Annotated in this window: 26 protein-coding genes; 1 reads left to right on the top strand and 25 read right to left on the bottom strand. The window is 39.3% G+C overall.

Annotated features, from left to right (window positions below; translation table 11 throughout):
- Positions 1 to 2 precede the first annotated feature (2 nt).
- The 4 genes from buk to KUV80_RS02835 all read right to left on the bottom strand — a co-directional run bounded on the left by buk (position 3) and on the right by KUV80_RS02835 (position 5,356).
- The gene (gene buk, locus KUV80_RS02850; protein WP_222461160.1) at positions 3 to 1,115 is read right to left on the bottom strand and encodes a butyrate kinase; all 1,113 of its coding nucleotides are present in this window, start codon (positions 1,113 to 1,115) and stop codon (positions 3 to 5) included.
- Positions 1,116 to 1,142: 27 nt separating this feature from the next.
- The gene (gene bcd, locus KUV80_RS02845) at positions 1,143 to 2,243 is read right to left on the bottom strand and encodes a Leu/Phe/Val dehydrogenase (RefSeq protein ID WP_222461159.1); all 1,101 of its coding nucleotides are present in this window, start codon (positions 2,241 to 2,243) and stop codon (positions 1,143 to 1,145) included.
- Between the two features lie 12 nt (positions 2,244 to 2,255).
- The gene (yqiS, locus tag KUV80_RS02840) at positions 2,256 to 3,167 is read right to left on the bottom strand and encodes a phosphate butyryltransferase (protein WP_222461158.1); all 912 of its coding nucleotides are present in this window, start codon (positions 3,165 to 3,167) and stop codon (positions 2,256 to 2,258) included.
- A gap of 131 nt (positions 3,168 to 3,298) precedes the next feature.
- Complete coding sequence (locus KUV80_RS02835; protein WP_425308078.1) at positions 3,299 to 5,356, bottom strand: sigma 54-interacting transcriptional regulator; 2,058 nt, start codon at positions 5,354 to 5,356, stop codon at positions 3,299 to 3,301.
- Positions 5,357 to 5,512: 156 nt separating this feature from the next.
- On the opposite strand from KUV80_RS02835, the gene KUV80_RS02830 reads away from it, so the two are divergent.
- Positions 5,513 to 5,749, top strand: coding sequence for a DUF2627 domain-containing protein (locus KUV80_RS02830; protein ID WP_222461157.1), 237 nt, complete (start codon positions 5,513 to 5,515; stop codon positions 5,747 to 5,749).
- 92 nt (positions 5,750 to 5,841) lie between these two features.
- On the opposite strand, the gene spo0A is transcribed toward KUV80_RS02830, so the two are convergent.
- The 21 genes from spo0A to spoIIIAC all read right to left on the bottom strand — a co-directional run bounded on the left by spo0A (position 5,842) and on the right by spoIIIAC (position 24,844).
- Positions 5,842 to 6,636, bottom strand: coding sequence for a sporulation transcription factor Spo0A (spo0A, locus tag KUV80_RS02825; protein ID WP_222461156.1), 795 nt, complete (start codon positions 6,634 to 6,636; stop codon positions 5,842 to 5,844).
- Positions 6,637 to 6,911: 275 nt separating this feature from the next.
- Positions 6,912 to 8,198: a SpoIVB peptidase gene (spoIVB, locus tag KUV80_RS02820; protein WP_222461155.1), complete on the bottom strand. Its 1,287-nt coding sequence runs from the start codon at positions 8,196 to 8,198 to the stop codon at positions 6,912 to 6,914.
- Between the two features lie 134 nt (positions 8,199 to 8,332).
- Positions 8,333 to 10,024 carry a DNA repair protein RecN gene (gene recN / locus KUV80_RS02815; RefSeq protein ID WP_222461154.1) on the bottom strand — a complete coding sequence of 564 codons (1,692 nt, stop codon included), beginning with the start codon at positions 10,022 to 10,024 and terminating at the stop codon, positions 8,333 to 8,335.
- A 24-nt stretch (positions 10,025 to 10,048) separates the two neighbouring features.
- Positions 10,049 to 10,498, bottom strand: coding sequence for a transcriptional regulator AhrC/ArgR (ahrC, locus tag KUV80_RS02810; RefSeq protein WP_222461153.1), 450 nt, complete (start codon positions 10,496 to 10,498; stop codon positions 10,049 to 10,051).
- 114 nt (positions 10,499 to 10,612) lie between these two features.
- The gene (locus KUV80_RS02805; protein WP_222461152.1) at positions 10,613 to 11,431 is read right to left on the bottom strand and encodes a TlyA family RNA methyltransferase; all 819 of its coding nucleotides are present in this window, start codon (positions 11,429 to 11,431) and stop codon (positions 10,613 to 10,615) included.
- A complete protein-coding gene (dxs, locus tag KUV80_RS02800; protein WP_222461151.1) occupies positions 11,428 to 13,326 on the bottom strand; it encodes a 1-deoxy-D-xylulose-5-phosphate synthase in 1,899 nt (632 codons plus the stop codon). Before dxs ends, KUV80_RS02805 begins: the two co-directional genes overlap by 4 nt.
- 20 nt (positions 13,327 to 13,346) lie before the next feature.
- Positions 13,347 to 13,943: a hypothetical protein gene (locus KUV80_RS02795; RefSeq protein WP_222461150.1), complete on the bottom strand. Its 597-nt coding sequence runs from the start codon at positions 13,941 to 13,943 to the stop codon at positions 13,347 to 13,349.
- A 703-nt stretch (positions 13,944 to 14,646) separates the two neighbouring features.
- A complete protein-coding gene (locus tag KUV80_RS02790) occupies positions 14,647 to 15,528 on the bottom strand; it encodes a polyprenyl synthetase family protein (protein WP_338083461.1) in 882 nt (293 codons plus the stop codon).
- The gene (gene xseB / locus KUV80_RS02785; protein ID WP_222461149.1) at positions 15,525 to 15,767 is read right to left on the bottom strand and encodes an exodeoxyribonuclease VII small subunit; all 243 of its coding nucleotides are present in this window, start codon (positions 15,765 to 15,767) and stop codon (positions 15,525 to 15,527) included. Before xseB ends, KUV80_RS02790 begins: the two co-directional genes overlap by 4 nt.
- Positions 15,760 to 17,118: an exodeoxyribonuclease VII large subunit gene (xseA, locus tag KUV80_RS02780; RefSeq protein WP_222461148.1), complete on the bottom strand. Its 1,359-nt coding sequence runs from the start codon at positions 17,116 to 17,118 to the stop codon at positions 15,760 to 15,762. The genes xseB and xseA overlap by 8 nt, the downstream gene beginning before the upstream one ends.
- Positions 17,118 to 17,981: a bifunctional methylenetetrahydrofolate dehydrogenase/methenyltetrahydrofolate cyclohydrolase FolD gene (gene folD / locus KUV80_RS02775; RefSeq protein ID WP_222461147.1), complete on the bottom strand. Its 864-nt coding sequence runs from the start codon at positions 17,979 to 17,981 to the stop codon at positions 17,118 to 17,120. The genes xseA and folD overlap by 1 nt, the downstream gene beginning before the upstream one ends.
- A gap of 19 nt (positions 17,982 to 18,000) precedes the next feature.
- Positions 18,001 to 18,396 (bottom strand): transcription antitermination factor NusB, encoded by a 396-nt coding sequence (gene nusB / locus KUV80_RS02770; protein WP_222461146.1) that lies wholly within the window; start codon positions 18,394 to 18,396, stop codon positions 18,001 to 18,003.
- A 226-nt stretch (positions 18,397 to 18,622) separates the two neighbouring features.
- Positions 18,623 to 19,027, bottom strand: a complete 405-nt coding sequence (locus tag KUV80_RS02765) for an Asp23/Gls24 family envelope stress response protein (protein WP_222461145.1) — start codon at positions 19,025 to 19,027, stop codon at positions 18,623 to 18,625.
- Between the two features lie 17 nt (positions 19,028 to 19,044).
- Positions 19,045 to 20,403, bottom strand: a complete 1,359-nt coding sequence (accC, locus tag KUV80_RS02760; protein ID WP_222461144.1) for an acetyl-CoA carboxylase biotin carboxylase subunit — start codon at positions 20,401 to 20,403, stop codon at positions 19,045 to 19,047.
- A gap of 13 nt (positions 20,404 to 20,416) precedes the next feature.
- Positions 20,417 to 20,920: an acetyl-CoA carboxylase biotin carboxyl carrier protein gene (gene accB / locus KUV80_RS02755; protein WP_222461143.1), complete on the bottom strand. Its 504-nt coding sequence runs from the start codon at positions 20,918 to 20,920 to the stop codon at positions 20,417 to 20,419.
- Between the two features lie 315 nt (positions 20,921 to 21,235).
- The gene (locus tag KUV80_RS02750) at positions 21,236 to 21,754 is read right to left on the bottom strand and encodes a SpoIIIAH-like family protein (RefSeq protein WP_222461142.1); all 519 of its coding nucleotides are present in this window, start codon (positions 21,752 to 21,754) and stop codon (positions 21,236 to 21,238) included.
- A 4-nt stretch (positions 21,755 to 21,758) separates the two neighbouring features.
- Positions 21,759 to 22,400, bottom strand: coding sequence for a stage III sporulation protein AG (gene spoIIIAG, locus KUV80_RS02745; RefSeq protein ID WP_222461141.1), 642 nt, complete (start codon positions 22,398 to 22,400; stop codon positions 21,759 to 21,761).
- Positions 22,397 to 23,020 carry a stage III sporulation protein AF gene (spoIIIAF, locus tag KUV80_RS02740; RefSeq protein WP_222461140.1) on the bottom strand — a complete coding sequence of 208 codons (624 nt, stop codon included), beginning with the start codon at positions 23,018 to 23,020 and terminating at the stop codon, positions 22,397 to 22,399. The genes spoIIIAG and spoIIIAF overlap by 4 nt, the downstream gene beginning before the upstream one ends.
- Positions 23,021 to 23,032: 12 nt before the next feature.
- Complete coding sequence (gene spoIIIAE / locus KUV80_RS02735; RefSeq protein ID WP_222461139.1) at positions 23,033 to 24,217, bottom strand: stage III sporulation protein AE; 1,185 nt, start codon at positions 24,215 to 24,217, stop codon at positions 23,033 to 23,035.
- Positions 24,218 to 24,234: 17 nt separating this feature from the next.
- Positions 24,235 to 24,624 (bottom strand): stage III sporulation protein AD, encoded by a 390-nt coding sequence (spoIIIAD, locus tag KUV80_RS02730; RefSeq protein WP_246625009.1) that lies wholly within the window; start codon positions 24,622 to 24,624, stop codon positions 24,235 to 24,237.
- 13 nt (positions 24,625 to 24,637) lie between these two features.
- Positions 24,638 to 24,844, bottom strand: coding sequence for a stage III sporulation protein AC (gene spoIIIAC / locus KUV80_RS02725; protein ID WP_222461138.1), 207 nt, complete (start codon positions 24,842 to 24,844; stop codon positions 24,638 to 24,640).
- Positions 24,845 to 24,851: the final 7 nt, after the last annotated feature.

Here is a 24,851-nt window from a genome sequence, read left to right as displayed (position 1 = left end):
TGTTAATCCAGTGGCTTTCCTACAGGAGTCTTAGCTCCAGGATATTCTTTCGCTTGTTCTTCATTCCTTAACACACGAATTCCACCTTCTGCTAACGCTTGAAGTTCATTCTCTCCTGGCTGAATGATACAATCAGAAATCCACTCGACACGATCTGTGATTTTTTTGACGAATTCTTTACCAAATGCTAATCCACCTGTAAGTACGATCGCATCTACCTCGCCATGCAGGACAGTACTTGCAGAACCAATTTCTTTTGCAACTTGATAAGCCATCGCTTCATAAACAAGAGCTGCCTTCTCATCGCCATTCTCTATCTTTTCTTCTACGGTTCTAGCATCATTCGTTCCTAAATAAGCTACGAGTCCGCCTTGTCCAACCAATTTTTTCATGACTTCATCGGCATAATATTCACCCGAAAAACAGAGGGAAACTAGATCTCCAATGGGAACAGTTCCTGCTCGTTCAGGAGAAAAAGGACCTTCTCCATGAAGACCGTTATTAACATCAATAACTCTTCCATCTTTATGAACCCCTACCGTTATCCCTCCGCCCATATGGACGACAATAAGACGAAGTGCTTCATATGGCTTTTCGAGCATTTTTGAGACTCTTCTTGCCACTGCTTTTTGATTCAAAGCATGAAATATACTTTTCCGTTCAATTTCTGGGACACCAGAGATACGGGCGATTTCATCCATTTCGTCAACGACAACTGGATCTACGATAAATGAAGGAATATTTAATCCTTCTGCAATTTCAAAAGCAAGGATACCTCCTAAATTGGAAGCATGCTCTCCTGCGAACCCTATTTTCAAGTCAGCTAACATCGGTTCGTTAACACTGTAAGTTCCGCCTTCGATCGGGCGCAATAAACCACCGCGTCCCACCACACAGCTTAGCTTAGAAATATTGATTCCTTCATAGTCCAAGGCTTCTAGAATGGTTTCTTTTCTGAAGGAATATTGATCAATTACAGAATCAAACTGATGAATCGTGTCGGTGTTATGACGAATCGTTTTTTCAAATACAGGCCTTTCGTTATCAAATATACCGATCTTAGTAGAGGTTGAGCCCGGATTGATCACTAGTATGCGAAATTCTTTTTGATGCACGTTTCAAACCTCCATTAGCCAGAACTCTTAACGAGTTCTGCTTGACAAGATGTGTCTTTCGTTTAATAAGAACTGACTTCTAGATTTTCTCATGCGTTCGATACGCTCTTCAGCTAGACGATTAGCCGCTAGATAGGTTGGAATGCTGTCTCGCTTAGAGATTTCAATAACACTTGCGATATTATCATAGATCGTTTCAACTTTTTTAAGCGCTCTCTCTCTGTTATACCCATTAAGTTCGTCTGCAACGTTGATTACCCCGCCAGCGTTGATTACATAGTCCGGAGCATAAACGATGCCCATTTCATGAAGAGCATCTCCATGTCTTGATTCTTTAAGCTGGTTGTTAGCAGCCCCTGCAACAACTTTTGCTTTAATTTGAGAAAGCGTATCATCATTAATAATCGCACCTAGCGCACACGGAGCAAAAATATCACAATCCACACTATAAATTTCGTCGATTTCCACTGCTTTTGCACCAAAATCTTCCACTGCTCGCTGTACAGCTTCTTTATTAATATCTGTAACAATTAGTGAAGCGCCTTCTTCGTGAAGATGTTTGCACAGTGTATACGCTACATGTCCTACACCTTGAACGGCGATTACTTTTCCTTCTAATGAATCTGTTCCAAATGCCTCCTTCGCTGCCGCTTTCATACCGCGGTATACGCCATATGCTGTTACAGGAGATGGATTTCCACTTGATCCAAAAGCAGGTGAAACGCCTGTTACAAATGGTGTCTCTTGATAGATAAGATCCATATCTTCAACAGTTGTTCCTACATCTTCTGCAGTGATATAACGTCCGTTTAAGCCTTGAATGTATCGTCCGAAAGCACGGAACATTTCTTCGTTTTTATCTTTTTTTGGATCTCCGATAATAACCGTTTTACCGCCGCCTAAGTTTAGACCAGCTGCAGCATTTTTGTATGTCATTCCTTTTGCAAGACGTAGTGCATCTTCAATTGCTGCATCTTCTGTCTCATATGTCCACATTCTCGTTCCGCCTAGAGCTGGTCCTAATGTCGTATCGTGAATACAGATAATCGCTTTTAGACCTGATTGTTTATCTTGGCAAATCACCATTTGTTCATAATCGTACTTCTCCATATATTTAAAAATTTCCATTTTATATTCCTCCTAAAGTTTCTTATCGTTGATGACGGATTTGACTGCTAATGCGATAGACAAATATTTACTTTCTGCCGAATCGGCTCTAGAAGTTAGAACAATAGGCGCTTTAGCACCACAGATTACTGCTCCTACTTTAGCCCGGGCAAAATAAATAAGAGATTTATACAGAACATTTCCTGTTTCAATCGTCGGAACAAGCAAAATATCTGCCTGTCCTGCGACGTTTCCTGATATCCCTTTATGTTCGGCAGCTTCTAGTGAAATGGCATTATCCAGTGCTAATGGGCCTTCTACTAGGCCGCCTGTGATCTGATTCCTAAGACTCATGACCGTTAAACTTGCTGCATCAAGTGTTGCTTTCATGGCAGGATTTACTTGTTCAACTGCTGCAAGAATAGCCGCTTTTGGTTGATCCAAACCAGTTTGACATGCAAAGTCTATTGCGTTTTGAAGGATCTGTGCTTTTTGGTTCAGATCAGGTTCAATATTCATTGCTGCATCGGTTACAAAGATCAGTCTGTCAAATCCTTCTACTTCAAAAGCGGCTACATGTGAGAGCACTTTGCCTGTTCGGAGACCAAATTCTTTGTGGAGCACAGCTTTTAAAAGGACTGAAGTTGACACATGACCTTTCATTAAGATATCAGCGTCCCCATTATGAACCGCTTTAACAGCACCAATAGCTGCTGATGAAGTGTCTGTAGATATAACTTTTAGTCCGGGTGTAGATTCGTTTGTATGCCTTTTAAGCAAGTCAGAAATTTTTTCACCATTTCCAAACAATATAAAATGGGCAACGCCCTCTTTATAAGCCTTAAAAACACTTTCAATAACTTCTTGATCGCCAGCTTCCGCAACTGCGATGACTGGTTTTACTTTTTGACTTTTGGCTTGGCTAACCAAGTGTTCCAAACGCATGTTATCCCCCCTTGCTCACCACTATAGTTAATATGCAAGTTTTGTGCCAAACTGCAATTTACTATGTGAGGTACTTTTTTCATCTATTATCCGCAATTCCTTGCATAGTGTTTGCAATTTTTTGCATGAAATTATTTGCGTACTTTGTCATCTAGTCCGTATTTTTCTAGCTTGTAATAAAAATTACGTAATGAGATTCCTAAGGATTTTGCAGTTTTTGTTTTGTTTCCATTAAATCTGCTAATAGCTTCTGTTAAAATAACTTTTTCTATCTCATCCATTTGTTCAGATAATGATCTTTCCTCATCATAAGGCAGAGATAAGGGTAAGCTGTCGCTATGTCCCTTATTTTCATTGACTGATAACAATGAGATATGACTTCTATTGATTTGTGTATCGATATGGCTCATATGGATTATGGCCCGTCCTAAAACATTTTCAAGTTCCCGTACATTTCCAGGCCAGTCATAAGTAAGCAAAAAATCTTCGGCATCTTTACTGATTACCTCAATATTTCTTCCATAGTCCTGGTTTAATTTTTGCAAAAGGTGAGTCGCCAGCAATAATATGTCACTATTTCTGGACCGCAACGGGGGGATGTAGATCGGCATACGGTTCAGACGATAATATAAATCTTGCCTGAATGTTCCATCTGCGATCATTTTTTCAAGATTTACGTTTGTGGCAGCAATGACCCTTACATTTATTGGGATAGCCTTCGTACCGCCTACACGCCTGATCTCATTTTCTTGAAGAACTCTAAGAAGCTTAGCTTGGGTATTTTGAGAGAGCTCTCCAACTTCATCCAAGAATATGCTTCCACCGTTTGCCTCTTCAAACAAACCTCTCTTCCCGCCTCTTAACGCACCCGAAAACGCGCCTTCCTCATAACCAAAAAGCTCACTTTCAAGCAACGATTCAGAAAGAGCTGCACAATTTACCCGGATAAACTTATTAAATTTTCTATCGCTTGCGTTATGGATGGCATGCGCGAAAAGTTCTTTCCCAGTTCCTGACTCTCCGCGCAGAAGGACAGTTGCTGGTGTTGAAGCTGCAAGCTTGCCTTGATCGACTGCGAACTTCATTTCCTCTGATTCACCAATTATATCTTCAAAGGAATATTTAGCTTCAAGTGTGCGAATGATCTGCCGTGCTCGGTTCAGTTCTTCCGTTAATCCTTTTATCTCAGAAACATCATGAATCACTCCGACGCTTCCTTTTATAAGTCCATCAACAATAATAGGAGCGACGTTAACGATAACATCTTTTCTGTTAGGACCTACTCGCAGACGGGCACCTCTAACAGGTTTTCTTGTTTTTAGCACTTGCATGTGGATACTTTCACCTTCAGAAATATCTGTTGTTGCGGGCTTTCCGATAACCTGCTCTGCTGTATAGCCAGTAAGCCTTGTATAAGCAGGGTTGATCATTATACCTTTTCCTTGTTCATCAACAACAGAAATCGCTTCTTCTGAAGATTGGATTATGGAACTAAGCATACTTTGGATGCTTTTTAGATTGGTTACTTCTTCAGCTAAGTCAACAATTTCCGTAATATCTTTAAACACAGCGAATGCACCAAGCTTACGTCCATATTGATCGAGTATCGGAGTTCTTGTTGTATAAATTTTTGTACCATTACCGAGCATCTGCTCCTGGTTTACTTCCTCAATACCAGAATCTAGAACTCTTGGCAGCTGACTATTTGGCATAACTTCCAAAATGGACTTTCCAACCGTATCTTCCCTAGATAAGCCGGTCATTTTTTCAGCACTTTTGTTAAAGATCGTGATTTCTAATCGTTGATTGATAACTATCATACCATCATGTGTATTGTCTAAAATGGTCTTTAATTGCTGTAAACTTTCGCTGTCATTGACGTGAATGAACGTATTTTTTAAATGTTCTAATAACGCATGAAACTGAACGGATGATATTTTTCCAGACCCCGGAAAAAAAAGACCATGCAATTGATTAGCCGATTGTATTAAAGCAGGCGAATAGATGAAATAATCGGTTTCCATTTTATTAACAGATGAGTAGGAAAAAACAGGTACATTTTCATTGGATATGTATTTTTCTTTATCAGCTACAAGTAGGCCTACAAGCTGAAAGACTTGTGAATTCTTTATCAATTGAAGCAGCTGAGCTCTTTCATCAGGAGTGACCATTAGCATTACCCTTTGCAACGCTACCCCTCCGCATCTTATGTATTCTTTAATCTGTGCAATTTTTTTCACATATTTATCATACCTCAGTATGAAAGGGTTTGCAAACGGAATTCACATCGACAACAAAATGAACTTTAGGTACAATATAGAAAGTTAAAGGAGTGGAAAACAATCATGAGCAGGTATGCAGCATTAGTCATTGTTTTAATTCCTGGGGTCATGGCTGTTATGGGAATAAAGTGGATGAGAGACACGTTATTTGGTGTGCTGCAATTTCCATTTCCCGTTTTATGGCTGCAGTTTATCGCTGGTTTGATTAGCTTTTTTGCAGGATTGGCCTTTGTTGGAGGATTTATATTTTACAGGGATAAAAAACGAAATAAAGTACAATTGAAATACAAAAAGAAGTGACCTGGTTAAAACATTAGATCTTATGAGTTAACAAAAACCCCCTAATTCACCGATTAGGGGGTTTTTGGCGTTGCCATTTATTATTTAGCTGATCAACCAGCTTTATGTTCGATTCGGAGCTTATCCGCTACCATCGCGATGAACTCACTATTTGTTGGTTTTGCTTTCGTCATCGAAACGGTATAACCGAATAAGGATGAAATGCTGTCAATATTTCCGCGGCTCCACGCTACTTCAATCGCATGGCGGATCGCACGTTCTACACGACTCGATGTTGTGTTAAATTTCTTAGCGATATCAGGATATAATACTTTCGTAATTGATCCTAGAAGTTCAATATCATTATAAACCATAGAAATCGCTTCTCTTAAATACATGTATCCCTTAATATGAGCAGGAACTCCAATTTCATGAATAATGCTTGTAATACTGGCATCAAGATTTCGCGGCTTATTAATCGTTTGGTAGCTGTTTCTGCTATTTCCAGAAGCCCGCTGAACAGTAGATTTTTCAGAACCGCAAATTTGTCGGATTTGACTTGCCAAGTTGTCCATGTCAAAAGGCTTTAAGATAAAATAAGATGCCCCAAGATCTACAGCTTTTTTCGTAACATCTTCTTGTCCAAAAGCAGTAAGCATAATTACATTCGGCTGAGGCAGATCATCACTAGCTCTGATTTTTTCTAAAACAGCTAATCCGTCTAAATGCGGCATAATAATATCGAGGACGAGTACATCTGGGTTTTTATTCTCTAGGACCGATAGACATTCTTGACCATTATAAGCTACACCAATCACTTCCATGTCATCTTGACTCGAAAGGTATTCCCTCAAAAGACTAATTAACTCACGATTATCATCAGCTAGACAAACTTTAACTTTTTGCACCATTATTTCCTCCCCATTCAACAATTTCTTGTTTTTCCCAATGTAACATTTCAACAATTAATGGTGAATCCCTTTATTTTGTTTTAAATTTTTCAAAATTAATTTATTTTTATAATAAAATACACTATTTTCTCCATATTACTTTGAATTTCGACAGTTTTCAGTATGTAGGAATGAGTTTGTCGAATTTTCTTTACAATTCTTATTATACAAAATAGTCTTATGAATGTCTAAACAATAAAGAAAACCTTTTCAAAAAAAACAGGGAACTGTAATCAGCTCGCCTGTTTTCGTTCTTCGTATATATTTATTCCTGCCTCGTCCAACATCCATTCAATGTGAACGCCATAACCAGATGTAGGATCATTTACAAAAACATGTGTTACAGCCCCAATAATTCTGCCATTTTGAATGATCGGGCTTCCGCTCATCCCTTGTACGATTCCACCCGTTATTTTTAACAGTTCAGGATCTGTAATTTTTATGACCATCCCTTTAGTTGCCGGAAATTTTTGCGGGACGGAACTAATGACGTCTACTTCAAACTCTCTTACTTTTGATCCGTCTACTACTGTCAAAATTTTCGCTGGCCCTTCTTTTACCTGATCAGAAAGAGCGATTGGAAGAGGCTTATTCCAGCCACCATTTGATAACTTATCGTTTAATTTTCCAAATATACCAAAAGGACTATTTTTTGAAATGTCTCCTAGAACTTTTTTATCGTTAGAAAAACGGGCTAATTTTTCTCCCGGATGTCCGTTTGAACCTTTTTCAATGGATGTTACCGTTGATCCAAGGATTTCACCGTTGTTGACCTTAATCGGTTTTTTCGTGTCCATATCGGAAATCACGTGGCCAAGAGCACCATATTTGAAAGACATTGGGTCATAAAATGTCAATGTCCCAACTCCCGCTGCAGAGTCTCTTATATATAATCCGATTCGGTACGATTGATCATTTTTATCTTGAAGAGGCACCAAAGTTTTGTGCAATGTTTTGCCGTCTCTAATAATGGTTACGTCTAATGGATGTCGAGATTCCCCAGACTCTCTGACAAATGGGCTGACATCTCCCATTTTCTTTATATTTTTTCCGTTAATTTTGGTTATAATATCTCCAACTTGTATATCAGCAATTTCTCCTGGCGACTGTTTACCATTAGATGTATTGACTAAATGATGGCCGACAATCAAAACGCCGAGAGTATTTAACTTTACACCAATGGATTGGCCACCTGGTACAACTTTAAGATCAGACAATACTTTAACGTCCATCTTTTTGATGGGAAAACTTGCTGCTTCGAGAGTGGCCATACTATCACCGTTTGTTGTGGCTTGTATCGAAACGATTTTTTCACTTTTCATCACTGTTGTATAAATATTTTGTTCTTCCTGCTGCAATGTTGTCCCTGCAGGAAGAGATTGGATAATTTGTTGTCCCTCAAAAACAGTAATCGATTTTGGCATCTTCACATACTCACGTACCGGAGACAAAAATCCGATTCCCACTAAACATCCAAGGAGAATAACGCCGATCATTCGCCGAAGTAAATCCTTATACATCTTTCACTCTCCTCGCTCCTAGCTCACACCCTCACCATGGCTGTACCTTTAATTTAGCCTACGGGCGATAAGATTATAACCGAGAAAAAAGAAAAAGCTATTCCTTAAATGGATAGCTTTTCATGAATAATTATTTAAGATGATTTTTTAATCGATTCAGCAAGTTCCAATAGTTCTTGAGCGTGCTGCTTAGTAAGATCCGTGATTTCAACCCCAGAGATCATCCGGCCAATCTCATTGACTTTTTCATCTACTTTTAATGAAAGGACTTTTGTAACTGTTCTGCCTTGAAGTGTTTGCTTCGAAATATGAAGATGAGTATCAGCCATTGCTGCTACTTGAGGAAGATGACTGATACATAAAACTTGAGAGCCGATCGAAACTCGGTAGATTTTTTCAGCAATCGCTTGAGCAACACGTCCTGAAACTCCCGTATCCACTTCATCAAAAATAATGGCAGTAATACCTTGGTTCTCAGAGAAAATGGTTTTTAAGGCTAAAATCACGCGTGACAATTCACCGCCAGAAGCCACTTTAGATAACGGTTTCAATGGCTCACCTTGGTTAGGCGAGATAAAAAATTCAACAGTATCCATACCTGTTTTTAAAAATTGTTTATCTTCCGTGCGTTCCATCACAACTTCAAATTCTGTTTTTTCCATATAAAGTTCTTTAAGTTGCTGCTGAATCGCTTTTTTTAATGTTTTAGCAGTATCTGATCGCTTTTTGGTTAGTTTCTTACCTGACATCTCTAGTTTCGAGATCATTTTCGTTTGCTTTTCTTTCAGATCTTCAATATGATTATCTTTATTTTGGATGAGTTCAAGTTCTTTTTTAACCTTATCCCCATAATCGAGCATTTCTTTTACAGTTGATCCGTACTTCCGTTTTAGCTTGCTAATTTCATCTAATCGAAGTTCGATGCTGTTTAAACGTTCAGGGTTGTATTCTAACGAATCAAACATATCTCTAATTTTATACGTAAGTTCCTCTAAGACATAAAAGCTGCTGCCAAATTGTTCTTCATCAGCTTTTAATGATTCATCAAGTGCAGCAACTTGCGAAAAATCTGCAAGAGCTCTCGAAACGAGTTCCAGACCTTTATCTTCACCATATAAACTGTAATATGCATCCTGAAGATGGCCATGGATTCGTTCAAAATTACCGAGCATCCTTTTTTCTTCTTCAAGTTTTAGGTCTTCATCCGCAATGAGGTTGGCACCTGTTATCTCTTCATATTGGTATTTCAGAAGATCGATACGCTGAGCTATTTCTTGTTCGTTTCTTGAGAGTTCCGAGAGCTGCTTATTTATTTCTTTATATTCTTTAAATGCTTTCTCATAAGTGATAAGCTCTTGTTTAAACGCTTTATCTCCGAAACTGTCTAACAGAAAAAGATGTTTATCAGGCTGCATTAAGTATTGCGTTTCATGCTGCCCGTGAATATCAACTAAAGCTTGTCCGATTTCTTTTAAAACAGAAAGTGTAACAAGCTTACCGTTAACTCTGCATATGCTCTTTCCGCTATCCGTAATATCTCTCTTCAAAATAACCATTTCGTCAGAGATGGTTATGCCAACTTCTTCACATTTATCATATACACGATGGTCTTGATGAATATGGAATAATCCTTCAATTTCTGCTTTCTGCGTTCCGTAACGAACAAATTCGGTCGAACCTCGGCCTCCGATTAAAAGTCCGATTGCATCGATTATGATTGATTTCCCTGCCCCAGTTTCTCCTGTTAAGACAGTAAGTCCTTTTTTAAAAGAGACACTAAGCGAGTCGATTATAGCAAAATTACGAATACTTAATTCTGCTAGCAATTACATCACACCCTATTTTAAAAATTACAGCATATCTAAAAAGCGCTGTGAAATATCAGAACTAACATCTTTAGAACGGCAAATAATCAAGATCGTATCATCACCACATATGGTTCCCATCAGTTCTTCCCAATCCAGTTTATCAATAAGAGCACCAATCGCATTTGCATTACCAGGGAGGGTTTTCATAATAATTAAATGATCTGCATGGTCGATGCTAATAAAACTGTCTGTTAGCGTCCTTCTGAGCTTTTGAAGAGGATTGAAGCGCTGGTCAGCCGGCAGACTGTATTTGTAGCGGCCATCGTTCATCGGCACCTTAACTAGATGAAGTTCTTTAATATCTCGGGAAACGGTTGCTTGCGTTACATTAAAGTTAGCATTTTTGAGCAGTTCTACTAGATCATCTTGTGTTTCTATATCATGGTTGGCAATCATTTCACGGATTTTAATATGTCGTTGTCCTTTATTCACTTGTAATTCCACCTCAATTTTTTCACGCTGTCACATTCTGACTTTATCTTATACTATTGTGAATAGGTTGTAAATTTTTCATTGGTTAAATAAAAGAAAAGAGCTGGGTGTCTGTCACCCCCGCTCTTTTTTAAACGTATCATGTGCTTCTTTTACTACTTCTGTAATTGTTTGATCATCAATCGCTTGTTTGTTTTTCTTGTTCACTTCACCATGCATTAAAAATTCGATATTGCCTTCTCCCCCCGTAATAGGTGAAAAGGACAATCCTACAGGGTTGATTCCTGTTTTTTTAGCAAATTCAATAATCTCAACTAACACGCTCTCATGAACTTTCGGATCTCTAACTATACCTTTTTTTCCAACTTCTTCTCTTCCTGCTTCAAATTGAGGTTTAATAAGAGCGATAACCTCACCCTCTCCCATCAGCTGAACGAGAACAGGGAGGATAATTCGTAAAGAAATAAAAGAAACATCAATTGTTGCAAAATCTGGTACGCCATGACTGAGTTGGTCAACTGTCACATAACGGAAATTCGTTCTTTCCATGACAGACACACGAGAATCGTTACGAAGTTTCCAAGCTAACTGGTTATATCCAACATCGATCGCATAAATAAAACGGGCACCATTTTGCAGAGCACAATCCGTAAAACCGCCTGTAGAGGCACCGATATCCATTCCAATCTTATCTGCCACATCAAACGAGAAGATGTTCAATGCTTTTTCAAGTTTTAAACCGCCTCTTCCAACGTATGGGATCACATCCCCTTTTACTTGGAGGGGGGCATCCGAATCAATCTTTTCACCTGGCTTGTCCAATCGGGTTGTACCGGAAAAAACGAGACCTGCCATGACAGACCTTTTTGCTTTTTCGCGTGTTTCACATAATCCTCGATTAACAAGCAGGACATCTATCCGTTCTTTTTTCATGTAAGAAGACCCTTTTCTGTCTTTCTTTTTAGAAGTGCTCTTACCCGCTCAACAACGTCTGGAGTCGTTAGCCCGATCTCTTCTAGAAGCTTCGTAACACTTCCATGTTCAATAAAGCAATCTGGAATACCCATTCGTTCAATCATAACATTTGCATGGTTATCTGCTGCATGCTCTAAAACAGCACTGCCAAAACCGCCTTGAAGAACGGCTTCCTCGAGTGTTAAAATCGGCATATTTTCAGCATAAAGCTCATTTAGCATCTTATGGTCCAGTGGTTTTATGAAACGAGCGTTAATAAGACGAGCAGAAACACCAGATTTCGCAAGGATCTCCCATGCTTCAAGCGCCATCGGTATAGTCGTTCCAAACGTTAATATAGCAACGTCATCGCCTTCTTTAAGCACTTCCCATGATCCGATCGGAATATTTTCAAATTCCTCATCCATTTGAACGCCTGTTCCGTTTCCTCTAGGGAATCGGATTGCGATGGGTCCTTCCGAATACTGAAGTGCGGAGTAAACCATATGCTGAAGTTCGTTCTCATCTTTTCCCATCATTAATACCATATTCGGAATGTGACGCAAAAACGCGATGTCAAAAACACCTTGATGGGTTTCACCGTCTGCACCTACTAAACCTGAACGGTCAATCGTAAATAAGACATTTAAGTTCTGTCTAGCTACATCATGTACAACTTGATCATATCCGCGCTGCAGGAAAGTAGAATAAATGGAAAGAACAGGTTTCATATTTTGGGTTGCAAGTCCTGCAGCCATCGTGGTAGCATGCTGTTCTGCAATTCCTACATCAAACAACCTGTCTGGAAATGCTTTTCCGTAATCAACAAGTTTTGATCCTATCGTCATAGCGGGTGTTATTACGACCACTCGCTCGTCTTTCTCTGAAAGCTTTTCAAGTGTCTTGCTTACTACACCACTATAGGAAGGTCCTATCTGTTTAGGTTTGATCTGCTGCCCTGATTCTATCTTGTATGGCCCTACTCCATGCCAACTATCGTTTTTATCTAATTCAGCAGGCTCATAACCCTTGCCTTTTTTCGTGATTACATGAATGATAACGGGACCCTTCGTCTTTTTGGCATAACTTAAATTCTCGATTAAGTCTTCCACATCATGTCCATCAACAGGTCCTAAGTACGTATAACCTAGTTCTTCAAAGAACATACCTGACACTAACAAGTACTTCAGACTGTCTTTAACACGTTCAGCCGTAGCGGCCAGCTTGCCGCCAAAAGCAGGAATTTTGCGGATTAAAGATTCTAATTCGTCTTTTGCCTTGTTATATTTTCTAGCCGTTCTCATGCGTCCTAAGACATTGTGAAGAGCACCGACGTTGGGTGCAATGGACATCTCGTTATCATTTAAAACAACAATAAGATCCTTTTTTTCATGCCCGATATGGTTTAATGCTTCTAACGCCATACCGCCTGTTAGTGCTCCATCTCCGATTACTGCAATGACTTTGTCGTCTGTTTTCTTTAAGTCTCGAGCAACTGCCATTCCCATCGCAGCCGAAAGAGATGTCGAGCTATGTCCCGTTTCCCAAACATCATGTTCGCTTTCAATCCGTTTTGGAAACCCGCATAGTCCTTTGTACTGTCGGAGTGTATCAAATTGAGACGCTCTGCCTGTCAAAATTTTATGCACATAAGCCTGATGGCCTACATCCCAAATAAACTTGTCCTTAGGGCTGTCAAAAACCTTATGCAGCGCCAGTGTTAGTTCAACCACACCTAAGTTAGGGCCTAAATGTCCGCCACTTATTGAAAGTTTTTCGATTAAAAAGGATCGGATATCTGAAGCTAAACTATTTAATTGTTCTGTCTCATAAGTTTTTAAAAAATGAGGATTCTGGATATCTTCCAAGTTCATGGAATATGCCTCTCTTTCCATTAGCGCCTTTTTTTCTCTTTCTTAGCAGGCGTTAGCAGTTTAATTCTTAATTTTTCCTCTAGAACATATAATAAACGCCCAACCTGAAAAATAATAAAGGTTGAGTGATTAATCGCATACGTTTTCCCTAGTGCTTTTCCACCTACAGTAACGGCAGCCACAACGCTTGTAAAGATAATCGTGATCAAATATTCTAAATTTGATCTTGAACCATCTCCTATAGAAAGTGTGAGCTCCACTACTACTGCTGCGGAAGCTGTACCACTTACAATTCCAGATATATCACCGATTACATCGTTGCAGAAGTTTGATACTCTATCAGCGTTTCGTGTAATAATAATAGCATGTCTGGCACCCGGAACCCTTTCAGATGCCATCGCATGGAAAGGAACTTCTTTTGCTGCAGTGGATGCAACACCTATAATATCAAAGATAACACCGGTTAACACAATTAAAAAAACAATGCCCATCCCGATGGCCCATGAAACGCCATTTAATAAAAAGGATGAAACAACTGTAAAAATAGCCGCTAACACAAGAGTGATAACGGCAATGCTTGTACTCCATTTAAGTGTTTTAGAAAAGGAATGCTTCATGCATAACTCCTTCTTTTTTAGGTCACGTTATGTAATAAGGAGTGGTCACCTTATTAAGTAAAGACTGCGGCTTAGGTCCAGTAGGTTTTCCCAGAAGAGTACGAAATGTCGCCATATTCGCGGTTTCCCTTTACTCTCTTCTTAACGCTGTCACCAAACGTTAGACTAGATTACCACTTAGTCCGCACTATAATCCCTAACAGGTGTCAAGATATTAGAACAGTCTAGGAGTTTTCCTCAACAGCCTCACGCACATTCCCTAGCCTCTTTTGCAGAGAAGATTTCATATGGTATAAAGCTCATAAATCAGCGGCCAACCGATACAGGCTTTTCACACCATAATCCCCTCAAACTCCACTCAAGGCAGGCTACGCTGCTCGCCTTTTCTTTTCCTGAATATCAAGAAAAGCGGCAAAGCAGGTTCAAACCCCATTTCGCCGTAAGGTCTTTTGGACACGAACCGCAAATATGGGGGCCTCCGCGGAAGAAGGGTCAACGCCCACATGCCATTGTGGATCGCCCTTCAACCTTAACTCCCAGCATTAACCCAAGGCTGGGCGCCTCAAGCCAACACAAGGAACTTCATCGATGTGCCCTTTGGCGGATTTTTAGGCCCGCCTTCAGGAATGGGGGGCTGACTAGAATACTGCACCACTCCAAAGCAAATAATATCATATCATACTTCCAATTATGCAACAATCTATTAATGATTTCTTTTTATAATGTAGTCAGCAATAGACGCTAATATGCCTGTATCTCTGTTGATTTTTCCTAAATGTTCCAATGCAAGATTGATGTGGTTCTCCATTTCTTGCTTTGCACCTTCAAGACCCAGAATTTTTGGGTAAGTTGTTTTCATATTCGCTACATCACTGCCAATAGGCTTTCCTAATTCATCCTGGTTCCCTGTAATATCTAAGATGTCATCTTGAATCTGAAAGGCAATTCCAACATGTCGAGCATAAAGCTGTAAGGCTTCCAATTCGACAAGAGAGGCATTTGCTGCAACCCCACCTAGTAAACAGGCACATTCTAACATCTTTCCTGTTTTCTTTTCATGGATGCTTTCTAATTCGTTTAACGTAAGCTCCCTGTTTTCTCCCTCTAGATCCTCTACTTGGCCACCTACCATGCCTGACGCTCCTGCAGCACGCGATAGTATAGATACTATTCTGACTTTTTGATCCGAGGATAGATGTTCATTTTCTGTGATAAACGAAAAACTCTCAGTTAATAATGCATCTCCAGCTAAAATAGCTTGAGCTTCACCAAATACTTTATGACTCGTCAGCTTCCCTCTTCGATAGTCATCGTCATCCATAGATGGCAAATCATCATGGATAAGGGAATAGGTATGTACAAATTCTATAGCACAAGCTGCATCCAAAACAGGAAGAGATTCTTTTTGGAAGGACTCCATAACAGCTAGAGCAAGAATAGGTCTTAAACGTTTTCCACCTGCAGATATAGAGTACAGCATAGCGTCTTTGAGAGTTGCTGGAGCATCTATCTGATGCAGGTATGTAATCATTCTCTCTTCTACCATTTTCTTTTTATCTCGAAGAAATTGTTCAAAACCTATCAATGCTCTTCCTCCTGGATAATGAACTGCTCTTCACTTCCATCTTCATGCATAATAGTATCCATTTTCTTCTCAACATTTTTAAGTTTGGTATGGCAAAGCTTTGACAATTTCATTCCTTGATGATACAGATCAATACTTTCTTCTAACGGCACATCACCTTGTTCCAGCTTCTCAACGATCTCTTCAAGCTGTTCCATCGCTTCTTCAAATGTTAGTTTCTTATTCGTTTTTTCAGCCATTTTCTAAAGACCCCTCCGTTCCGACTATGTAACAATCTATTTGTCCATCTTTTAATTTAATCGTTAATGCTTCACCCGTTTTCACTTGGCTCACAGACTTGACGAGTTCATTTTTTCCTTTTTTATAGGTTAAACTGTACCCTCTTTCCATAACCCCTAATGGATTTAAAGAAGATAACCTAGAAAGTTTATTAGAAAAATTCGATTGGTGCTGTCTAATGTGCCGATTTGCCTCTTTCATAAGGACTTTGTGCAGTGTTACCACTCTTTCACTTGCTTTTTGCAGCTGGCCTGCAGGTGAAAAAAGTGACAATTGCCTTTCTGTTTGAATGAATTTCTTTTCATGCTGACCGACGAAATTTTCGAATGTCTTTTTTAACTTTTCTAAATTCCTGTCTAGTTCTTGTTCTTTTTGTTTAACAAGCTGTGTAGGGTACTTAAAAGCATATGATTTTTGGAAACGCAGCAAATCTTGCTGATGTCCTATAATATAGTCATTCATTACCCTTTTCAGTCTTACACTTCTCTGATGAAGTCTGTCACCAAGCTCGTCGAGATGAGGGACGGCTAATTCAGCAGCTGCTGTTGGTGTAGGAGCTCTTAAATCCGCAACAAAGTCAGCTATCGTAAAGTCCGTTTCATGACCGACAGCCGCGATCACAGGTAAATGAGAATTAAAAATAGCACGGGCAACTATTTCTTCATTGAATGCCCATAACTCTTCTATCGAGCCGCCTCCTCTTCCAACGATTAGTACATCCACTTTATTAACTTTGTTTGCCTGTTCGATGGCTCGAACGATAGATGGTGCAGCACCAGGTCCTTGTACAAGCACAGGAAAAAGTGTAACAGACGCTAAAGGGAAACGGCGTTTGATCGTTGTGAAAACATCCCTAACAGCAGCTCCAGTAGGCGAGGTGATGACACCGATATTAACTGGAAACTTTGGAAGGAGTTTTTTATGAGATGGATGAAAAAGTCCTTCATGTTCCAGTTTATTTTTTAGGGCTTCATAGGCTAAAAATAGGTTACCTACTCCATCTTGCTGCATCGTTCTTGCATACAGCTGGTATTGGCCTTGAGGTTCATAAACCGAGAAGGAGCCTTGAATTAAAACATTCATGCCTTCTTCTGGTGTAAAGTTCAAATATTTATTATTACCGGCAAACATAACAGCACTAACCCTGCTGTTGGCGTCTTTTAAGGTGAAATACAAATGACCTCTGCTATGAAGTTTTACATTTGATAGTTCACCCTTAACCCAGACATCCTGAAGATTGCTGTCATTTTCAAATAACCTTTTAATATAACGAGTAACCGAAGATATTGGAACATAACGATTGTTTTGCATTAATGTACTTCCTTTGTCTTCTTTCTCCATTTAGCTGCAAGAACTGTATTATTCATAAGCATCGTGATCGTCATTGGTCCTACTCCGCCAGGAACAGGCGTAATGTGCTTGGCCTTTGTTTTAATGGATTCAAAATCAACATCGCCACATAGCTTACCATTCTCCATTCGGTTTACACCGACATCAATTACTACAGCTCCTTCACGTACCATTTCTTCTGTTATGACATTCTGTTTCCCTACAGCAGCAATTAAAATATCAGCCTGTAAAGTCTGTTCTGCCAGGTTCCTCGTTTTGGAATGACAAAATGTTACCGTTGCGTTTTCCTGTAAAAACAATTGTCCCGCAGGTTTTCCTACCAAATTGCTTCTGCCCACGACGACAACGTGCTTCCCTGAAATTTCCACACCTGTTCTTTTTACCATCTCCAAGATGCCAAGCGGTGTACATGGAATAAATGCATGCTCGTCGCCCGCATGCATTCTGCCAATATTTATAGGATGGAAACCATCAACATCTTTCTCTGGTAAGATCGTTTCAATAACTTTTGATTCACTGATATGTGAGGGAAGGGGAAGCTGAACAAGAATTCCATCGATTTGTTCGTCATTGTTAAAGGATTGTATGCAGTCTAGCAAATCTTTTTCAGAAATTGATTCAGGCAATTCAGTTAGTACGGAGTGCATGCCAAGTTCTTTACATGTTCTTTCTTTTGCAAGAACATAGGAACGCGATGCTGGATGGTCACCAACTAGAATAACAGCTAAACCAGGAACATTGCCTTCTCGCTTTAGTACTTGTATCTCTCTAGCAAGCTGCTCTCTAATCTCTTTAGCAATTTGCTTTCCATCTAATACAGTCATTCTTTATCCCCCTCAAAAATTAATTTTTGTGGATATCTGCAATCATCTTTCCGAGTACTCCATTAACGAAACGTCCTGCTTGTTCTCCGCCAAAAATTTTGGCTGTCTCGATCGCTTCATTAAGGGTAACGTTTTTAGGAACCTCTTCCATAAATAACCATTCATAAGCTGCCATCTGCAGAACTACACGCTCAACATTAGCTAAACGTGAATAGCTCCATTTCTCCAAATGAGGAGTTAAAAAAGCCTCGATTTCTTCTTTCTTTTCAACAGTTCCATTTACGATATCGTTTAGAAAATCATCTGATGGTTCTCCTTCTAAAACATGCTCAATAGCGTCCTCGACACTAATGTCACTAATTTCTATTTGAAAAAGCGATTGAAAAGCTTTTTCTCTGGCAAGTCTACGTTTCATAGTTTGACTTCCTTTCTATATACGAACAATTTCTAACTAGCATAATACCATAACAGGACTAGTGGTTACAATCCGAACAATACGATTAAAGACGCTTCAAAACATTCAGTTTTTTTATGTATATGAATTCTTGGTTACCACTGAATCAAAGTGACGAAGGGATTTGTTAATTTTTCCGTTAACAAATGAAAAAAATCAAAGGAGAGACCCCCCTTTGATTTCATCATTAATCTACTTCTGGCGCTTCATGTTGTTTTTCTTTAGATTCAAATTGAACTCCTACTACAAAAACATTAATGTCAGTAGCTTCTAGAGCCGTCATATCTAAAAGTGCCTGTCTAATATGATCCTGGATTTTTTGAGCTACATCTGGAATGGCAACTCCGTATTTCATAGATACATAAACATCTATAGAAATACCACCTTCTGACAGTTCAACTTTTACACCTTTGCCATGCGTTTTCTTTCCAAGGCGCTCTACCACTCCGCTTGCAAAGCTTCCTCTCATAGAAGCTACACCTTCTACATCTGAAGCTGCAATACTTGCAATTACTTCAATTACTTCTGGTGAAATTTCAACTTTCCCCAATTCAGAAGAATAGCTTTCCATTTCAAAAGATAGTTCATTCATCTTATGCACCTCCGCACTTATTCACTTTTTGATGTCAAATCATGATTTTCTAAAAACTTCGTATTAAAATCACCATTTACAAACGTTTCATGGTTTAACAGACGCAGATGGAAAGGAATCGTCGTATGCACTCCTTCAATAACAAACTCACTTAGCGCCCGTTTCATTCGGTCGATCGCTTCTTGCCTCGTATTACCATACGTAATCACTTTAGCAATCATAGAATCATAAAATGGCGGAATCATGTAGCCAGGGTACACGGCTGAATCAATTCGAACTCCTAATCCGCCTGGTGGAAGATACATTTCGATTCTTCCTGGGGACGGCATAAAATTCTTTTCCGGATTCTCCGCATTAATTCTGCATTCGATAGACCATCCGTTAAATTCAATATCTTCTTGTTTATATCTTAATTTTTGACCTGAAGCGACTTTAATTTGCTCTTTAATAAGGTCGATTCCTGTAACCATCTCTGTTACGGGATGCTCAACTTGAATACGAGTATTCATTTCCATGAAATAAAACTCACCTGTATGATGATCAAATATAAATTCAACCGTCCCAGCTCCAGAATATTGGACAGCTTCTGCTGCCTTAACTGCAGCATCTCCCATCTCTTGTCGCTTTGATGGAGAAATGGCTGGAGATGGTGTTTCCTCAAGTAGTTTTTGCAGACGTCTTTGGATACTGCAATCTCTTTCACCAAGATGGATGACACTTCCATAATTATCTGCAAGCACCTGAATTTCGACATGACGGAAATCTTCAATGTATTTTTCGATATAGACACCCGGATTACCAAAAGCGGTTGCTGCTTCTTGTTGAGTGATGGCGATTCCTTTTAATAATTCTGCTTCGTTTTTGGCTACACGGATCCCTTTTCCTCCACCGCCTGCTGTTGCTTTAATAATTACAGGATACCCAATTTTATTGCTAAGTTCAATGGCTTCCTCTTTATTGTTAATGATTCCATCTGAACCAGGAACAATCGGTACACCCGCTTCTGCCATCGTTGCTCTAGCAACATCTTTAATTCCCATCTTATTAATCGCTTCTGCACTAGGACCGACAAATGTAACGTTGCATTCTCTGCATAGTTCTGCAAAATCAGCATTTTCTGCTAAAAAGCCGTATCCTGGATGAATGGCCTCAGAACCTGTTAACGTTGCTACACTCATAATGTTCGTGAAATTTAAGTAACTGTCTTTCGAAGCAGTAGGTCCAATACAATACGCCTCATCTGCTAAACGAACATGCAGGGCGTCCTTATCAGCTTCAGAATAAACGGCTACCGTTTCAATACCTAGTTCTTTGCATGCTCGAATAATCCGTACTGCAATCTCACCACGGTTTGCTACTAATAGCTTATTTATCATTTGACATACCCTCCTATTCTGCTTTCACAAGGAACAGAGGTTGTCCGTATTCTACTAATTGTCCATTTTCAACAAGTACTTTAACCACTTCACCATTTACTTCAGATTCGATCTCATTAAATAATTTCATTGCCTCAATAATACAAACAATGCTGTCTTTTGACACTTTGTCACCAGGTTTAACAAACGGTTCAGCATCTGGTGAAGAAGCAGAATAAAAAGTACCTACCATTGGCGAAACAACCTTATGTAAAGAAGAATCTTCTTCTGCATTATTACTATCTTGTTTCACTTCAGGGCTAGCTTTCACAGGCTCAGCAGCTTGCGTTTGCTCTCTTACAGGTTCGGTTGGCTGCACAACCGATTGAACCGGAGCTTCTTCTAGTTGATAGGAAGCAACTGTACCGCCTTGCTTTTTTAGAACAATTTTTGAACCATCATTTTCGTATTTAAATTCATTGATGCTTGATTTGTCGATAAGCTTTATTAGTTCGCGTATTTCCTGAATTTTTAGCATAGATTCCGACTCCTTTATACAATCCTGTTCAGTATAGTTTTTATTTAGCACCTTCTATTGTGACTAGGTCTTAACAGATGTAATATATCATATTTCTCTTCCCATGAATAGAAAAGTTTCATGTACTCATTCATAGTACACGATTCTTTTCTATTTTGTAAGCGTTTACGGACATGTACCCTTTATTATTCTATTTTCTCCTAGAAAATTGAAATACAAACGACATCTATGGAATCATATATCTCATAGACTATTCCCTAATTTTCATTATAAACACAAATAAATAAAAAAAAGACCGGAATATCTCCGGCCCTCTTATTTCGCTGCGTGATATTCCACGGCAACCGTTTTACTGCTGCCAAGATGTTCGTTTGCCAGATTCATAATCTCTACTACATCTTTTTTCGAAAGTTTATCCGCCTTTACAATCACTTTAATTTGATTATCCATCGTGCTTACGAGTGCGTCTTTAAAGCCCATTGATTTAATCAACGTCTCCAGTATTCCTTCTTTCATCGTGAGTGACTGCAATTCTGTCATCTTAGCCCAAGCTTCAGCTTGGACTTCTGCTGATGCATCTTCAGAACCAGCTACTGTTACATAATCAGCGCTCATCTCATCGCGAACCTCGTCACGCTCTAAACGAAGTGCCGTAAACAAATCATCGTTTGCGACTCCTGATACAGTAGCATCCTTACCAGACTTACCGTCTTTTCCTGCTTCAAGATAGGCAAGGTCGTCTGTTCCTCCTGGTGCTGTAATGTAATAAACAGATAAAACGATTATCAGACTTAGCATTGTTAATAGCCATACTGTTTGTTTTTTTAATAACATTCTTCTAATCCCCCTCATATTTTTTAGGAACCACAGATACATTGTGGCTGCCAATATCAAATATTTTTGTGATAACATCGATGATCAAAGCTTTTGTCTTTAAGTTCTCTGCACCTTGAGCCACTACCGCTATACCACGGATCTTTGGCTTTTCAGTTGTAATGACAAGAGGTTCTTCTTTTCCGTTGTTTTGAATAATTACAACCTTCTCTTCCATTTTTTGATCTTCAATCGTTCGTTTCCCACCACTTTTATCTGTTTCTGAGGTTGTTTGTCTCTGAGTGTTTTCATCGCTCGCATATTCATAGCTCTCTGTTGTTTCAAGTTCCACATAAACAGAAGCACTCTCCACTCCTCGAATCTGTTCAAGCAGGTCTTTCAACTGATTTGCATAGCGATCTTCATATGTTCTGATGTTCTTACTCGTAACCGACTTCGTTTCTTTAAATACAGCTTCTGCGTCTGTCTGTGAGTCGTCTGTAAATATTTGCATGGAAACTTTTTCAGCAGGGGAGTCAATCATTTTACTAATAAACATAAGAGCGATTCCCATTAAAAGTAACAGAAGTAAGTATTTTTGTTTGTTCCCTGCTTTGTCGCTTAGCTGCAGCCCTTTTTTTATCCGTTCCCAAAATGAATGTTTCATTGGGATGACTCCTCTCCCCCTTCCATCACTGCTTCCACTTGCTGTGAATCTAGTTGCCACTGGCTGGCCAAAAAGTGCAGAATTTCATCAGGAACCTCTTCTTTCCTGGAGTGTTCTTCTCTTTCAGAGAGGTTTACATCTACTTCTGAAATCTCTGAAACTCCGGTCTGTTCATGATGTTTGGCTAGTACCACTTTCGCACCCGTAATATCCTCAGGTTTTAACGGCTCTGTACTGCTATCCGTTTGGATTTGAAGATCGACAATTTCTAATTCATACGTCTTGTTCAACTCCTCCTGAACTTGTTTTTTCATTGGGACAGCCATTTGCTCTAATATATATGCACGTTGAGCAGATTGTATTTCATTTTTATTTGTTTCTATTGAATTTTTTATTTCTTTGTCATTTGCAGCAGCAGGAAAATTCATTGCCTGAAACACTTCATCCATATCGGAATCTAATAGTTTAAACAGTGGGGAGAGCATGGCTAATAGAATAAGCAGACCAACAACCATCTTGATGTAACTCTGAAATTGGTTTCCAGGTAATAATAGTTCGATCACACCTGCTAAAAGAACAAGAACAATGATGTTCGTAATCCATTCTGTTAAAAATCCCACGTCAACCGCCCCCTATCGAACCATCATCGTCACATTTCCAGCTGCTATAATTATCGTGATGGCGAGAAAAAACATGATTGATACTGTCATAAGAGCAGCAAAGATAAACATGACACTTTTTCCGATAATTTCTAAACATTCTACGATAGGACCCCCACCTAATGGCTGCAAAAGGGCTGCTGCCATACTATAAATAAAGGCTAAGACAAGTACTTTAATGGCAGGAAAGATGGCTAGAAGCAATAATAGAGCAGCACCGATAATTCCGACTGAATTTTTAAGAAGAATCGAAGCACTCATCACTGTATCCGTCGCATCTGTAAACATTCGTCCAACTACTGGAATAAAATTACCCGTTATAAATTTGGCTGTCTTGATCGTGATGCCATCAGCTACTGCCGCCGTTGCTCCTTGAACACTCATCACTCCAAGAAAAACGGTGAAAAACATGGCTAGAGAACCGATGCTAATGTTACGTAATAATTTTGCAAGCTGAGTCACTTTATGATGTTCTGACATGGTTGAGACGATGCTTAATAACGCAGATAAAAAAAGGAGCGGGAGAACAAAGTGTTTGATGAGCAGACCGCTTGTATTGACTAAAAACAAAATGACAGGATGAAAGAATGCAACAGATGCGATACTTCCAACCGTCGCCATTAATGCCAGAAGCAGAGGGATGAGAGCAATCATAAAACTAAGCATATTATCAATCGCTTCAACCGCATAAGAGATCGCCACGTGGAAACTATTAAGAGCTAAAATGATCAAAACCATATAGATGATTGCATAAGCAACTTTAGAGATGGCAGACCGGTCAAACGCATTTTGTATCGATTGAAGAAGCATGCTAAACACAGTCAGCAGGATTAAGGTTCCAAGAAGTTTGCCGTGGACGGCAAGCTCATGAAATAGAAATTTTAACAAACCCATCATATAGGCTTTAAAGGAGAACTCTTTATCTCCCTTCACAAAATCTATAAACGTTCCTTTTTGACTTTCTGGCAAAAAACCTCCGTATTCATTAGAGATGCTGTTCCAATATTCCTTGATTTCATCAAGCTGCATAGAAGAGATCTGGTGTTCTACCATTTTGGAAGTAATGGAATTTGCTGAAGCAGACACGGGTTTGCCATTTGTTAAAAACAAAAGGGATAGAAGGATTAAAAGGCTTGTCTGCATCAATCGTCTATTCATCCAAACTACCTGCTTTCTTATTTAGGAATAAGCGTCAGCACCGTTTCAATAATGACCGTTAAAATGGGGATTGCCATTACAAGGATTAAAATCTTCCCGCCAAGCTCTATTTTAGAAGCGATTGCACCTTGACCGGCATCCCTTGTGATCTGAGCTCCGAACTCAGCAATATAAGCAATTCCGATTATTTTTAACAACGTTTCTACGTATACCATATTAACGTTGGCGTTCACAGCAAGCCTCTGCAGCATCGATAATACCTGTCCAATTTTATCGATCAGAAATAAAAATATCCCAGCACCTACCATGAGTGTCACTAAAAATGCAAAATTAGCTTTTTGGTCTTTAAGGACCAAAGCTAAGAAAGCAGCGACCAGACCAAAACCAACAATTTGGATAATTTCCAATCGATGTCCCTCCTTAGCTCTGGAACAAAAAGACGTCCTTCACTTTTTGAAACAAGTCATCTAATAGGGTTATGACCATAAAGAGTGCCACTACAAATCCGAGCAGCGTTACCCAGTGAGCGTAGTCTTCCTTTCCTATCATCTTAAGCACCGTATGAAGCATAGCAACGATTATTCCTAACCCTGCAATTTGAAAAACGGCGTTTACATCTAATCCCATCCTCATT

This window comes from Fictibacillus nanhaiensis (assembly GCF_019801215.1).
Taxonomy (GTDB): Bacteria; Bacillota; Bacilli; order Bacillales; family Fictibacillaceae; genus Fictibacillus; species Fictibacillus nanhaiensis_C.
The sequence above is the reverse complement of the archived record's forward strand: the minus strand, read 5'-3'. Positions and strand labels throughout refer to the sequence as shown.

What these genes read in the sequence shown, in the direction of transcription:
- spoIIIAG (WP_222461141.1), bottom strand. Translation starts at nt 22,400, where the DNA reads ATGAAACATTCATTTTGGGAACGGATAAAAAAAGGGCTGCAGCTAAGC.
- folD (WP_222461147.1), bottom strand. Translation starts at nt 17,981, where the DNA reads ATGACTGTATTAGATGGAAAGCAAATTGCTAAAGAGATTAGAGAGCAG.
- xseB (WP_222461149.1), bottom strand. Translation starts at nt 15,767, where the DNA reads ATGGCTGAAAAAACGAATAAGAAACTAACATTTGAAGAAGCGATGGAA.
- accC (WP_222461144.1), bottom strand. Translation starts at nt 20,403, where the DNA reads ATGATAAATAAGCTATTAGTAGCAAACCGTGGTGAGATTGCAGTACGG.
- KUV80_RS02830 (WP_222461157.1), top strand. Translation starts at nt 5,513, where the DNA reads ATGAGCAGGTATGCAGCATTAGTCATTGTTTTAATTCCTGGGGTCATG.
- spoIIIAC (WP_222461138.1), bottom strand. Translation starts at nt 24,844, where the DNA reads ATGGGATTAGATGTAAACGCCGTTTTTCAAATTGCAGGGTTAGGAATA.
- bcd (WP_222461159.1), bottom strand. Translation starts at nt 2,243, where the DNA reads ATGGAAATTTTTAAATATATGGAGAAGTACGATTATGAACAAATGGTG.
- nusB (WP_222461146.1), bottom strand. Translation starts at nt 18,396, where the DNA reads ATGAAACGTAGACTTGCCAGAGAAAAAGCTTTTCAATCGCTTTTTCAA.
- KUV80_RS02805 (WP_222461152.1), bottom strand. Translation starts at nt 11,431, where the DNA reads ATGAAAAAAGAACGGATAGATGTCCTGCTTGTTAATCGAGGATTATGT.
- xseA (WP_222461148.1), bottom strand. Translation starts at nt 17,118, where the DNA reads ATGCAAAACAATCGTTATGTTCCAATATCTTCGGTTACTCGTTATATT.
- yqiS (WP_222461158.1), bottom strand. Translation starts at nt 3,167, where the DNA reads ATGCGTTTGGAACACTTGGTTAGCCAAGCCAAAAGTCAAAAAGTAAAA.
- spoIIIAE (WP_222461139.1), bottom strand. Translation starts at nt 24,217, where the DNA reads ATGAATAGACGATTGATGCAGACAAGCCTTTTAATCCTTCTATCCCTT.
- KUV80_RS02795 (WP_222461150.1), bottom strand. Translation starts at nt 13,943, where the DNA reads ATGAAGCATTCCTTTTCTAAAACACTTAAATGGAGTACAAGCATTGCC.
- dxs (WP_222461151.1), bottom strand. Translation starts at nt 13,326, where the DNA reads ATGAACTTGGAAGATATCCAGAATCCTCATTTTTTAAAAACTTATGAG.
- accB (WP_222461143.1), bottom strand. Translation starts at nt 20,920, where the DNA reads ATGCTAAAAATTCAGGAAATACGCGAACTAATAAAGCTTATCGACAAA.
- KUV80_RS02765 (WP_222461145.1), bottom strand. Translation starts at nt 19,027, where the DNA reads ATGAATGAACTATCTTTTGAAATGGAAAGCTATTCTTCTGAATTGGGG.
- KUV80_RS02750 (WP_222461142.1), bottom strand. Translation starts at nt 21,754, where the DNA reads ATGTTATTAAAAAAACAAACAGTATGGCTATTAACAATGCTAAGTCTG.
- spoIVB (WP_222461155.1), bottom strand. Translation starts at nt 8,198, where the DNA reads ATGTATAAGGATTTACTTCGGCGAATGATCGGCGTTATTCTCCTTGGA.